The 12117-nt window shown below is 39.0% G+C and carries 12 protein-coding genes; 10 read left to right on the top strand and 2 right to left on the bottom strand.

Translation table 11 applies throughout. From position 1 onward, the window contains the following. Positions 1-82: 82 nt before the first annotated feature. Both QNI22_RS31675 and QNI22_RS31670 read right to left on the bottom strand, forming a co-directional pair. Positions 83-286, bottom strand: a complete 204-nt coding sequence (locus QNI22_RS31675; protein ID WP_314517193.1) for a hypothetical protein — start codon at positions 284-286, stop codon at positions 83-85. A gap of 427 nt (positions 287-713) precedes the next feature. After that, complete coding sequence (locus QNI22_RS31670) at positions 714-1076, bottom strand: winged helix-turn-helix transcriptional regulator (protein ID WP_314004556.1); 363 nt, start codon at positions 1074-1076, stop codon at positions 714-716. Between the two features lie 231 nt (positions 1077-1307). Between QNI22_RS31670 and QNI22_RS31665 the strand changes: the two genes are divergently transcribed. The 10 genes from QNI22_RS31665 (at position 1308) to QNI22_RS31620 (ending at position 11833) form a co-directional block, all read left to right on the top strand. After that, positions 1308-2285, top strand: coding sequence for an MBL fold metallo-hydrolase (locus tag QNI22_RS31665; RefSeq protein ID WP_314004557.1), 978 nt, complete (start codon positions 1308-1310; stop codon positions 2283-2285). A gap of 108 nt (positions 2286-2393) precedes the next feature. After that, the gene (locus QNI22_RS31660) at positions 2394-3818 is read left to right on the top strand and encodes a M28 family peptidase (RefSeq protein WP_314004558.1); all 1425 of its coding nucleotides are present in this window, start codon (positions 2394-2396) and stop codon (positions 3816-3818) included. Positions 3819-4035: 217 nt separating this feature from the next. Beyond that, positions 4036-4464: a RidA family protein gene (locus tag QNI22_RS31655; protein WP_314004560.1), complete on the top strand. Its 429-nt coding sequence runs from the start codon at positions 4036-4038 to the stop codon at positions 4462-4464. A 413-nt stretch (positions 4465-4877) separates the two neighbouring features. After that, positions 4878-5642, top strand: a complete 765-nt coding sequence (locus QNI22_RS31650; RefSeq protein ID WP_314033711.1) for an SDR family NAD(P)-dependent oxidoreductase — start codon at positions 4878-4880, stop codon at positions 5640-5642. Positions 5643-6329: 687 nt separating this feature from the next. Beyond that, on the top strand, positions 6330-7088 hold the full coding sequence (locus QNI22_RS31645; RefSeq protein WP_314004564.1) for an SDR family NAD(P)-dependent oxidoreductase: 759 nt from the start codon (positions 6330-6332) through the stop codon (positions 7086-7088). Between the two features lie 160 nt (positions 7089-7248). Continuing rightward, positions 7249-7815 (top strand): Crp/Fnr family transcriptional regulator, encoded by a 567-nt coding sequence (locus QNI22_RS31640; RefSeq protein WP_314004566.1) that lies wholly within the window; start codon positions 7249-7251, stop codon positions 7813-7815. 78 nt (positions 7816-7893) lie between these two features. Continuing rightward, positions 7894-8634: an SDR family NAD(P)-dependent oxidoreductase gene (locus QNI22_RS31635; protein ID WP_314004568.1), complete on the top strand. Its 741-nt coding sequence runs from the start codon at positions 7894-7896 to the stop codon at positions 8632-8634. 190 nt (positions 8635-8824) lie between these two features. Next, positions 8825-9283, top strand: a complete 459-nt coding sequence (locus tag QNI22_RS31630) for a GbsR/MarR family transcriptional regulator (protein WP_314004570.1) — start codon at positions 8825-8827, stop codon at positions 9281-9283. 122 nt (positions 9284-9405) lie between these two features. Then, a complete protein-coding gene (locus QNI22_RS31625) occupies positions 9406-11007 on the top strand; it encodes an MFS transporter (protein ID WP_314033708.1) in 1602 nt (533 codons plus the stop codon). A gap of 217 nt (positions 11008-11224) precedes the next feature. Continuing rightward, the gene (locus QNI22_RS31620) at positions 11225-11833 is read left to right on the top strand and encodes a class I SAM-dependent methyltransferase (RefSeq protein WP_314004573.1); all 609 of its coding nucleotides are present in this window, start codon (positions 11225-11227) and stop codon (positions 11831-11833) included. Positions 11834-12117: the final 284 nt, after the last annotated feature.

Below are 12117 nucleotides of genomic sequence, written 5' to 3'. Positions count from 1 at the left end.
AGTCCTACCAATGTATCCATGCGTTTGACATTCAGGCTAGTATAGGCCTTCAATAACAGTCTTGTCAAAAGCAGATTTAAATTTATAAAATGCTGAGTGTAATAATAATAATGGTTGGCAACAGGAAAAATAGCCCTAATAAACTGCTTCTTTTGTAAAGTACAACGATAGCGCCTATTAGTTGAATCAGGCCAATCGTCAGGGCAAGTGAATAGGAATATCCAAAATAAAGCCAGGTCAGTTCAAATCCGTTTAGTTGGTTTGCTACTTTATCGGAGGTGGCCATAGGCAAACTAAACTGAATTCTAAAAACTTTACTAAACCCATAAACAGAAACATTATAAACAATCCATTAACAGATGATGTTCTGAATCCAAACATGATGGTAATCGCTGTAAATTTTGTTTTTTCTTTCTCTGTTTTGCCAGATAATGGCCCAAAATAGGACCGCCAACATTCCCGCTAGAAAAGTAAAGATTATGACCAGGTTGAGCAGTGAGCCTACAGGTAGAGATGCAGGAAAAAGTCAGCCTTTTCCTAATAATACAACTCAATGGGGACTATCTACTTCATAATACCCTGCAATGAGACAAACTACCTATTTGTCTTCTTTGAGAGATGACAGGCAAAGCTGGGTTATTACATATTTACATTTTTACTACTTCGCTTAACTGCTTCGCTTAGGAGAACTAAATTAAGTAAAATTAACCATATTAAGAAGCCATTTCTCTTACCATAGGCAGATGATAGGGATCCTTTAAATACTGCGATCCCCAGTTATCCATCGTCCGGATTACTGGCATTAAAGACTCTCCAATCTCGGTTAGGAAATACTCTACCTTTAACGGTAGTTCAGCATATACTACCCGCCGAAGGACACCGTGCTCTTCAAGCTCTTTGAGTTGCTGGTTGAGAACCCGTCGGGTTGCTTTTGGATTGAGACGTTGCAATTGGCTGGGTCTTCGATAGCCCTGACTGATATTAAAGATCAGGCAGGGTTTCCATTTACCACCAATAATATCCATGATCATAGACATGCCACAGGTGAGGTCTTTGGGTATTTTCCGCTCTTGCATACAGATTAATTTAGTCAGCGCAAATTTAGCTATAAGAATGTACTTACTTATCATATAGGGCTAATTTTATCCCTATATGATAAGTAAGTACGTAATTGTATCAATGTAAGCTTTGCTATACGTTTGCATCACTATTCGATTGCATCACTATTCGATTAAAATAACCCATTGCTCTGAAAGGAAATAAATTACTTTCTGAGCAGATTTTAAAATCTTCTGATCCTTAATCCCATGAAAACTTTTGTCAGATCTCTATTCAAAATAAGTTGCACGGCCTTTCTGTATTTAAGCAGCGACCTGGATGTACTCGCCCAACGTTCAAACCCGGTAACACTAGCCCAACCAGGGTATTATCGGCTACAAATCGGAGATGTTGAAGTCATCGCGCTTTCCGATGGGACTGTTCCCTTAGACCTGCATAAGGTTTTAACCAATACTCAGCCAGGTGAAATTGATCTGTTACTCAAACATAATTATGAGACAAATCCGATTGAAGCCTCTGTGAATGCCTACCTGATCAAACTTAATGGTAAACTGATTCTGGTTGATGCAGGTACGGCCGAACTCTACGGACCCACTCTGGGGCATTTATCGGAAAGTATTAAAAGGAGTGGGTACACGCCGGAACAAATCGACGCTATACTCGTTACCCATATTCATACAGACCATACCGGAGGATTAATGGAAGAAAATAGAATGGTCTTCCCCAATGCCACCCTTTACATTAGCCAGCCGGAAGTGGATTTCTGGTTGGGTGAAGAAAGTAAAGCCAAAGCGCCCGAACGTCTGCAAAAATGGTTTCATGAAGCGGAAGTCAAAGTAGGTCCATACCTGAAAGCGGGTAAAGTAAAGACCTTTGGCTATGGGGCTGAATTGTTTCCCGGCATTACCCCAGTTGCTTCTCCCGGGCACACTCCTGGCCACACTTTCTATGTCTTAGAGAGCAAAGGGCAGAAACTGGTTTTTTGGGGGGATATCATGCATGCAGCCGCTATTCAATTTGCCAATCCCTCGGTAACCATTGCTTTTGATGTAGACCCTAAAAAGGCCGCGCTTCAACGTAAAAGAGCTTACGATGAGGCGGCCAGACAAGGTTACCTGGTGGCTGTAGCACATATTTCTTATCCGGGAATCGGTCATTTAAGAACGGAAGGTTCCCAATTCGTTTGGATTCCTATCACCTACAGCACATTGGGTACTGGTCAATGACCTTTCAGCTTATGTTAGAATGGAGTTGCAACAGTGCCATTTATGCCTTCTATGCCTTTTATAGGACCTCTTTTATACTATGATTCCAAAATAAAAGCATTTATCCTCATGTGTCTTTATACTAAAAACCCTTTTAGAATACTGTTATTGGCTGCTTTTACTTTAGTAGATATCATTACAAACACAGCCCTGGCTCAGCGTAAGCTTACTCTGGCCCAGCAGAATGCTCGAGTAGAGGATTCCACTGTTATTCAAAAAATATATGAAAGCGCTTTAACCACCCATCAGAGTTATGATAACCTGCGCTACTTAACCCACAAAATTGGGGGGCGATTGAGTGGATCTAACCAGGAAGCCCAGGCGGTAGTATGGATAAAATCGCTTCTGGAACAACTGGGGCTGGACAGTGTCTATTTACAGGCAGTGACAGTGCCACACTGGGTAAGAGGAGTAAAAGAGAAGGCCCGTCTGATAACAACTGAAGGTAAGGCCATCCGTCTTGATGTTTGCGCTTTGGGTGGTTCGGTAGCTACTCATGGAAAACTGAGGGCCAGGGTGGTTGAAATCAAGTCCTGGGCGGAACTGGCTGCACTTTCGGAACAGCAGATTAAGGGTAAGATTGTCTTTTTTAACCGGCCCATGAATCCATCTCATGTGGAAGTGTTTGATTCGTACCTTGAAGCTGTTGATCAACGCAGTAAGGGAGCCATTGCCGCAGCAAAACGTGGAGCCGTTGGCACATTAGTCCGCTCGCTCACATTGGCAAAAGATGACTTGCCGCATACAGGAGCAGTAAGTTATGAGGAAAAAATAAAAAAAATTCCTGCCGCTGCTCTCAGTACTAATAGTGCCGACAAACTGAGCCAGGCCTTACAGACTACACCCAACCTGCTGGTTGAACTGGAAATGAACTGTCAGCAGCTGCCCGATATTCAATCCTTTAATGTGATTGGCCAGATCAATGGCAGAAGCTATCCAACGGAAATACTAACAGTTGGCGCACACATTGACTCCTGGGATCTGGCAGAAGGTGCCAGCGATGATGGAACCGGGATTGTTCAAACAATTGAAGTAATGCGAATTATGAAAGGCTTGCACCCGGAAAGGACTGTTCGCGCCGTACTCTATGTCAATGAAGAAAATGGTGCCAGTGGAGGAGTCAAATACGCAGAGTTGGCAAAGCTGAGCCCGGAAAAGCAACTGGCAGCCATTGAATCAGATGCAGGTGGTTTCACACCTAAAGGCTTCCGGATTGATGCCTCAGATGAAGTAGCGGAACGTATCTGTATGTGGGATATGTTGTTTAAACCCTATCAGGTTGAGCGGATCAGGCCAAACCAGCGGGGAATAGACATTGCACCTCTGAAAGGAATTGCCAAGGCACTAATCAGTCTTGATTGTGATGATCAGCGTTTTTTTGATATTCACCACACGGCTGCTGATACGTTTGACAAGATTAATCGTCGTGAGCTTCAACTTGGAACCGCAGCCATGGCCTCGCTTTGTTACCTGCTCAGTAAACATGGATTGTAGTGTTATTGCAAGCACAGAACACTATTTCCTGATTTTGCATAAAAGCTGTTTACGCTTTTCAGTTCGTTCTCAGTATCAATACCCAATGCTACTCCTGACTCTTAACCTATTTCTGATCTGAACTTATTTCTGGTCTGAACTTATTTCTGGTCTGACATTTAACCAGAGTCCCTAATCTGATTAAAATATCTAATATCTGTTTTTACAAGCTTCTACTATGATTACAGTAATTAAAGTAATACTACTGGTTTTTACTACCTTTGTTTTTTATCCTTCTTTCGCGCAGGTGTCAAACCGTACCAAACCAGCTTTTAGTTCCTATGTTGTTCAGAATGGACTGGTTTTTGTTTCCGGACAGATTGGCCTTTCTCACAAAAAAGAATTACCCAATAGTAACTTTTCATTGGAAGTCCGTCAAAGTATTGAAAATGTAGAGTCTGTACTTAAAGAGGCAGGCCTTACTCTTGAACAGGTAGTAAGTACGACGGTATATCTAACAGATATAAAGCAATATGAGGAATTTAATAAGGTCTATCAGCAATACTTTCATGCTCCGTTCCCTGCTCGGACCTGCATTGCTGTCAAAGAACTGGTGATGGGCGCATCGGTTGAGATCTCCGTTGTTGCTTCTGAGAAGAATAAGTAGTTCGAAAAATAAATGCTTCATTGAATTGATTTAACCTATTTTACATTTAAAAAGTATTCTGCAACGGTTAAATACTTTTTCATTCGCACAGTTAATGGATCAGAATAGTTGACAGTCAGGTTAGATTTCTTTCATGGATTTAAAGACGGTCCTCTTTAGGCTTTCATCTGCATAGAAAAAATTTTCACATTGGTTCAGACTGTCAAAGGGCTGTATGTAAGTAGTTAATTATTAAAAGGTTGGTTTATAAAAGTGAGGAAAATAAGTCTTTTTTCTGAGTATCCTTAAAATATATCTTGTTCATAATTTTATGAACCAATAAAACTAACTATATTTGAAAAATGGTTTTTTCAGTTCATAAATAAATGAATTAATAGTTAAATAAAGTTCTTTAACCTAAATGTTAACAAACCATGAAAAACAACTTTGTAACAAATGAGCTTGAGGGTAAAGTGGCAATTGTCACAGGCGCTGCAAATGGAATCGGCAAAGCTACTGCCGTTTTGCTTCACTCACGTGGTGTAAAAGTGATCGCTGAGGATTATAAGGCAGATGTCCACAAACTTGCAGAAGAATACACAGGTATTGTTCCTCTTCAGGCTGATGTAACACAAGAGCAGAGTGCAAAAAAGGTAGTTCAACTTGCTCTGGAGAGATTCGGTAAGCTTGACATTCTAGTAAATAATGCTGGACGTATTGTTAACAAACTAGTTACAGAAACCACCCTTGAAGAGTGGCAGTTGATCATGGACACGAATGTGACGGGTGCTTTCCTTCATACAAAGGAAGCTTTAAAAGCAATGATCCCGAACAAAACAGGCGCAATTGTTAATATCGCTTCGTATGCTAGTTTTTTCGTATTCCCAACAATATCTGCTTATACTGCATCAAAAGGGGCATTGGCTCAACTAACCAGAACAGCTGCTGTGGAAAACATAGAGCATGGTATTCGTGTTAACGCAATTGGTGTGGGTGATGTGGTTACTAACCTGATTAATGAACTAAGAGAGGATGGACGCGAATTCTTAGCTGAGCATGGTAAGCTTGCTCCGATTAAACGGGCCGCTGATCCAATGGAAATTGCCGAAATTGTCTCTTTTCTTGCCTCCGATCGAGCCAGCTTCATGGTGGGATCTATCGTAATGGCTGATGGAGGTATGAGTACCATTATTCAATAAACTATCGAATCTCTCCATAGAATTAGATCACAGTATAAAAGTTTTAGGAATAGGATAAGGGTAATGCGTTTTAAGTATCTGAACTTATTGCTATTCCATAACATTGCTGGTCTATGTCTATGTTACTGATGTACTTATGGGTAACTGTTTAGAGTTACCCATAAGTGCCTTACTTTTACCTTTATAATTTTTGCCTTTATAATTATTTAGTTCTACCCCTTTTGTTTTCTTTTTATTATACCATCTATCCTAGACAAGTCTACAAAAGAAGGGCAAGTAGTAGTGGGAAAATACTATATTATTGTCTTCTACAACTGAGTCTACCACAAAGCAGTTCTCTAAGCCAATACCGCTCGAAATTCATTAGTGCATAGTCTTATCCGTTGGGACTTGCAGCAACGAATCAAGCACGAAAAATAGGATTTTTCCCAAAAGTGGTGAAAGAATACATCGTGATTTACCAAGTCTTAGATTAGAGTGGAGGACAAGCTTTAGGACCAGTCTCTGGCTTATGGTGTAAGCTAAAGATGATGCTAGTTTTATTAATAGCTTCCTTGATTTCAACAGCGGGATGATCAAAGGTATTTTGCATAAGGTATTTTGCATCACTTATTTTTTACCATTTGATAAATAACATCTGTGTTTAATGACTCAATTTCGTATTGAGAAATTTTAAACAACAAACGTATGGAAAATAGAAACTTAGAATTTAAAGACAAAGTAGTTATCGTTACGGGTGCAGCCAGTGGCATTGGTAAAGCAATTGCTATTTTGTTCCATCAGATGGGTGCAAAAGTTATAGCTGAAGATTACAACGATGATGTTAAAGATCTCGGAAAGGATTATGAAAATATAGTGCCTTTTGTTGGGGATGTAACTCTTGAGGAGACAGCGATCAATGTAGTAGCATTTGCAATAGAAAAATTTGGTCAGTTGGACATTCTGATCAATAATGCAGGGCGTATTATTAACAAGCTTACAGTGGATACTACATTGGAAGAGTGGAATATGGTGATGAATACCAACACAACGGGTGCATTTCTTCACTCGCGGGAAGCACTTAAAGTGATGATATCTAACAAAACAGGGTCTATTGTCAACATCGGATCTTATGCTTGCTTTTATACTTTCCCAACAATAGCCGCATATGCAAGTTCCAAAGGGGCATTGGCTCAACTGACCAGAACGATGGCTGTAGAAAGTATCGAACATAATATTAGAGTAAACGCTGTCGGTGTGGGAGATGTTATCACAAATCTTATCAATGAGCATAATCCCGATGGACGCAAATTTTTAGCTGATCATGGTAAGCGTGCTCCAATTAAAAGAGCTGCCCAACCTGAAGAAATCGCAGAAGTCGTTGCATTTTTAGCTTCTGACAGGGCTAGTTTCATGGTAGGATCTATCGTAATGGCTGATGGAGGTATGAGTGTTATCATTCAATAACTATCATTCAATAAGTGGAAGGGAGTGAACTAAATAAAAAATTAAAGTTGTATGACCACCATCAAGTTATAACACATACCTATCCCTAAACATGAACTGGATGTATAATCATATAAGAAAACAATAGTAAAGGAGAACAATAGTATTTCAATCTGTTTTCATGGAAGAGCTGATTCAATATATTCTCAAATTTGGAAGCCTTAACAAGCAACAAATTGAACTTATCGAAAATAAAGGAAAAACACTAAAAATAGATAAAGATAACTATTTTTCGGAAGCTGGAAAAATTCCGAAACAGGTTGGATTTATTTTTGATGGTGTTATTCGGGGTTGTTACTATAATAACAAGGGTGAAGAAATTACACGTTGTTTTATTAGTGAAAACAGCTTAGTCTGTGACTATGTTAACTTTGAGGCAAATACTTCTTCTGCTGAGTATCTTCAAGCTGTTACAGATTGCAGTCTCATTGTCTTTTCCAAAAGAGATTGGGAGGAACTCTCTCATACTATAGTTGGATGGGATAACATTAAAGGTAAGATGGTACAACTATGTATGTACCAAAAATCCAGGAAAGGTCCTGTCATATCGCAAGACGCTACTACAAGATATTTAGAGTTCCTGGAAAATTATCCCTCAATTATCAATCGTGTTCCTCTCTCCTATATTGCCTCCTACTTGGGAATAACACAACAATCCTTAAGCAGAATACGAAAAAACATCCGGTAATTTACTTTTTACCATTTGGTAAAAAATTAGGCAGTTGAATCCCTCAATTTTGCATGGAAAACGTAACAATTATAAAATATGAAAACAGTATTAATCACAGGCGCTAACAAGGGTATTGGCTTTGAAACAGCCAGACAATTTTTACAGAAAGGTTTTTCTGTATTTATCGGCAGCCGAAAATTAGAAAATGGTTTAGAAGCTGTAAAGAAATTGCATGAAGAAGGATTAATCCATGCTCAGGCAATACAATTAGATGTCACCGATGATACATCCATCCGGAATGCACGAAAAGAAATGGGTATAAAAACACAGGTACTTGACATTCTCATTAATAATGCGGGTATCAATGGAGGAAGTAGTCCATATACTGTTCTTGAGGCCACAACCAGTCAATATCTGGATGCACTTACAACCAATGTAATCGGGGTAGCAAGTGTCACACAGACGTTTATAGATTTATTACGGAATGCTTCACAACCAAGAATCGTTAATGTGAGTACCAGTGTAGGATCTCTATCCTTACAAAGTGATCCACAATGGCCTGCCTATAATTATGCCAAATACGGCGTTTATGCCATATCCAAAGCGGCATTGAATATGTACACGGTACAGTTAGCATATGAGTTGCGTAATACAAATTTTAAAGTAAATGCGGTTTGTCCAGGACTGACAAAGACTGATTTTACATTCTTCAATGGCGGTGAAGTAGATATTGCCGCCAACAGAATTATTAAATATGCATTGATTGACCAGGATGGACCGACAGGTAAATTTTTCAGTGAAGAAACAAATCCCCAGACGGGTGAAATCGCCTGGTAAAATGTATCTGTCTGATGAAAAAAGAGGTTGGCTTGCCAACCTCTTTTAGGTTTGTTAGGAACTTACAACTTGTTATTTGTGTGAAGTGAATTTGATTTTACACAAAAAATAAAAAAAGTTAGTTCATTATTTGCTGAACTGTAAAAACCCTGTTACTTTTACATCATACTTAAGAAGAGTAACTAAAACTATGGTTTTAACCGAAAAACAAAAAGAGTTAATTGAGCGGTTTGGCGTCCTGAATGAAAAATATGGACTACCTCCAGCAGAATGCCGAGTGTGGGGGCTTTTTTTAGTGGCAGATAAAGTTGAATTAACCTTTGAAGAAATTATGGAGACCTTGCACCTTAGCAAAGGTGGAACAAGTACAGCTTTGAACAGACTGATGATGACAAATCATGTTGAATATATTACCAAATTAGGTGATAAGAAGAGGTATTTCCGTTGTAAGATGAATAACTGGACGAGTATGACTAAAGACAATTTTGAAAAGTTTGATGAACTCAACAGCATATTAAAGGAAATATTGGAAGTTAGAGACCCCAAAACGCAGACATTTAACCATGACCTGAAACAGGTTACTGAATTTTTAGATTTTATTTACAAAGAGTTGATGATTGCAATTAAAAAATGGGAAGATAAAAAATGATTTTTTTGCCTTATTGGTTCATTTTTTATTGAACTAAATAGTTTAAAATGAACTTAAAAAGAAGATTGATTCATCATAAACGCTTTAAGAAGTAAGCTTTAAAATAAAAAATCAGGATAACAATGAAACCTACAATAAACCATACAATAATAGAAAGTAAGCAGCAGGTGCTTCTCAGTCAAACAACTCCTGTTAATTTAAAAAAAATACTCATTTCAGTGTGTATAGCGTTAATGGCTGTTATTGCTTCTGTGAGCGGACTAAACGTTGCACAACCTATGCTTGCTTTAGAATTTGACATCTCCCAGAGCACTGTACTTTGGATCATCAATATATATGCTCTTACACTGGCAGCATTACTATTGCCATTGAGCGCGGTTGGCGACCGTTTGGGAAGGAAGAAGATGTTACTAATGGGGCTTGTTATATTCGGAGCTGCCAGTATGTTGTCAGCAATAGCCACAAATGTTGCTATTATGTTACTAGCTCGTTTAATGACAGGTATTGGAGCTGCCTTGATTATGCCTATAACATTAGCTGTAATTACCTCAACTTTTCCCAGCGAAGAACGCTCCAAAGCAATAGGTATCTGGACCGGCGTGGCTGGTGGCGGTGGAATTTTGGGTATGTACCTGTCTGCCCTGCTGGTCGATGTTGCAAGCTGGAGGTGGCTGTTTTTACTGCCTGTTGTATTGGGGGTGATATCCATTATCATGACAATACGTTTTATACCTGATTCAATAGAAAAATCGGAGCATAGATTTGACATTGTGGGTTCGCTATTATCTGTTATAGCTATTGCGTTTCTGGTATATGGTTTACATGAAGCACCAGGGCTTGGCTGGACTGCCCCTTTGGTACTTTCAAGTCTTTTTATTGGAATCCTCGCTGTCATTGGATTTATCATTTGGGAACTTGGTTATCAGGGTGCACTATTGGATGTACGTTTGTTTGGTAAACGTAATTTGTCAGGTGGCTCTATCACCTTGTTAACTGTTTTTGGTGTACAGGCAGGCATATTCATCGTGTTGTTTCCTTTCTTTCAAGGTGTACTGGGTTGGTCAGGCTTACGATCCACAATAGGGATGATGCCTATGGCTGTGTTAATGATGCTTAGCTCAGCTTTAGCCCCCAAATTGGTACTAAAAGTGGGTAGCCGATATACAATTGCTTTTGGAATCGCGTTGGGAGCAATAGGTGCGCTATTAATGGGGCAGTTGGTTTCTGTCGAAGGCGGTTATGTATCCATTCTGCCAGGTATGCTTGTAATGGGCTTAGGAATGGGGTTTTCGATGACACCATCTACAGAAGCCATTACTTCTTCATTGCCGGCGGATCGGCAAGGCGTGGCCTCTGCTTTAAATGATATTACACGAGAATTGGGAACAGCTTTAGGGGTAGCCCTTTTGGGACCATTGGTAAGTGCGCAATACAGGGTAGCCATTGGTGAAAAGCTGTCTGGGTTTCCAAAGGAATTGATTACTAGAGTAAAAGAAGGACTGGCACATGCACAGGCAGTTGCTCCGAGTACAGGAACAAAGGCTGAAATTGTTATTCGTATTGCCCGTGAGTCTTTTGTAAGCGGCTGGCAACAAGCGATGTGGATTGGTGTGGGATTTATGAGTGCTTTGTTTATTTATATATTGATAAAAGGCCCTGAAAAAAATAAGGAAGCAACTCATTACACTACAGTTCCGTCCATCACTAATGAAAACGGTTTCTGATAACTTTTAGAATCAATCCATGAGCTAAAAAGAAGTTGAATTAAAATACCTGGACACAACTTTCCAAAACTCATTTTTGTCAATAAAGTTGTTTTCGAATCAAAAAAAAACAGAGTCACTTCTTTTAAAATGGAGATCAGTTCATTAATAGATCTTGCCATATCAGAGTTTATCTTACTATATCAGGGCATTTCTTCAAAGCAAAATAGAGAATAGAATGAGAGAATTTTGGGAAGAGGCATTTAAAGACAAGCAGGAAATGTGGGGCTTTGATCCTACTCACTCAGCTTTGTTGACAGCCGAGATGTTTGTTGACAAAGGAGTGAAAAAGGTACTCATCCCCGGAATAGGATATGGCCGAAACGCACAGGCCTTTCTGATCAAAACAATGGAGGTTACAGGTATCGAGATCTCAAAAACAGCAATCGAGCTGGCTGAAAAGCATTTTGGCTCAACCATGAAAATTTACCATGGTTCTGTAACCGATATGCCTTTTGACAGTGATCGTTATGAAGGTATTTTTAGCCATGCTTTAATTCATCTTCTAGACGAAAATGAAAGAACTAAATTTATTAAGGATTGCTACAAGCAATTATCTGACAGTGGGTATATGGTCTTTACAGCAATATCTAAGAAAGCGCATTCATATGGTCAGGGTACGTATCTGAGTAAAGATCGTTATGAACAGTTTGGTGGAGTTAAAATCTTTTTCTATGACGAAACTTCAGTTCAAAAGGAGTTTGGAAAGTATGGATTAACCCATATTACAGAAGTGACCGAAAATCATCCATTTTATTTGATCACATGTTTTAAAAGAGTACCATAAAACGGAGTTGAATTCATCATAAGTCAACAACTATATAAACTTTTTTCACTGTAAGACAATCAAAGTACATAAAGCAAGTCAGCATAGCAGAGTGGCTAAAATAGTAAAGTGGCTAAAATAGCAGAGTGACAAAAAATGAGATCAATACGACCAGAAAAAATCAGAACTGAAAAAGAGATGTTTCCTTTGATTGAAAGATTGCTTAACGCTGACCAATAATGATCTATTGTTGAACAGAAAATAGAAATCATTTTGATCTTAATGCAAAAGTCCGCAAAACAAGA

It is taken from the genome of Xanthocytophaga agilis (genome assembly GCF_030068605.1).
Lineage (GTDB): Bacteria > Bacteroidota > Bacteroidia > Cytophagales > 172606-1 > Xanthocytophaga > Xanthocytophaga agilis.
The sequence above is the reverse complement of the archived record's forward strand: the minus strand, read 5'-3'. Positions and strand labels throughout refer to the sequence as shown.

Bases quoted from the DNA above. Each gene is read 5' to 3' on its own strand.
- QNI22_RS31645 (WP_314004564.1), top strand. From the start codon at position 6,330: ATGGAAAATAGAAACTTAGAATTTAAAGACAAAGTAGTTATCGTTACG.
- QNI22_RS31650 (WP_314033711.1), top strand. From the start codon at position 4,878: ATGAAAAACAACTTTGTAACAAATGAGCTTGAGGGTAAAGTGGCAATT.
- QNI22_RS31620 (WP_314004573.1), top strand. From the start codon at position 11,225: ATGAGAGAATTTTGGGAAGAGGCATTTAAAGACAAGCAGGAAATGTGG.
- QNI22_RS31670 (WP_314004556.1), bottom strand. From the start codon at position 1,076: ATGCAAGAGCGGAAAATACCCAAAGACCTCACCTGTGGCATGTCTATG.
- QNI22_RS31655 (WP_314004560.1), top strand. From the start codon at position 4,036: ATGATTACAGTAATTAAAGTAATACTACTGGTTTTTACTACCTTTGTT.
- QNI22_RS31630 (WP_314004570.1), top strand. From the start codon at position 8,825: ATGGTTTTAACCGAAAAACAAAAAGAGTTAATTGAGCGGTTTGGCGTC.
- QNI22_RS31640 (WP_314004566.1), top strand. From the start codon at position 7,249: ATGGAAGAGCTGATTCAATATATTCTCAAATTTGGAAGCCTTAACAAG.
- QNI22_RS31675 (WP_314517193.1), bottom strand. From the start codon at position 286: ATGGCCACCTCCGATAAAGTAGCAAACCAACTAAACGGATTTGAACTG.
- QNI22_RS31625 (WP_314033708.1), top strand. From the start codon at position 9,406: ATGAAACCTACAATAAACCATACAATAATAGAAAGTAAGCAGCAGGTG.
- QNI22_RS31635 (WP_314004568.1), top strand. From the start codon at position 7,894: ATGAAAACAGTATTAATCACAGGCGCTAACAAGGGTATTGGCTTTGAA.
- QNI22_RS31660 (WP_314004558.1), top strand. From the start codon at position 2,394: ATGTGTCTTTATACTAAAAACCCTTTTAGAATACTGTTATTGGCTGCT.
- QNI22_RS31665 (WP_314004557.1), top strand. From the start codon at position 1,308: ATGAAAACTTTTGTCAGATCTCTATTCAAAATAAGTTGCACGGCCTTT.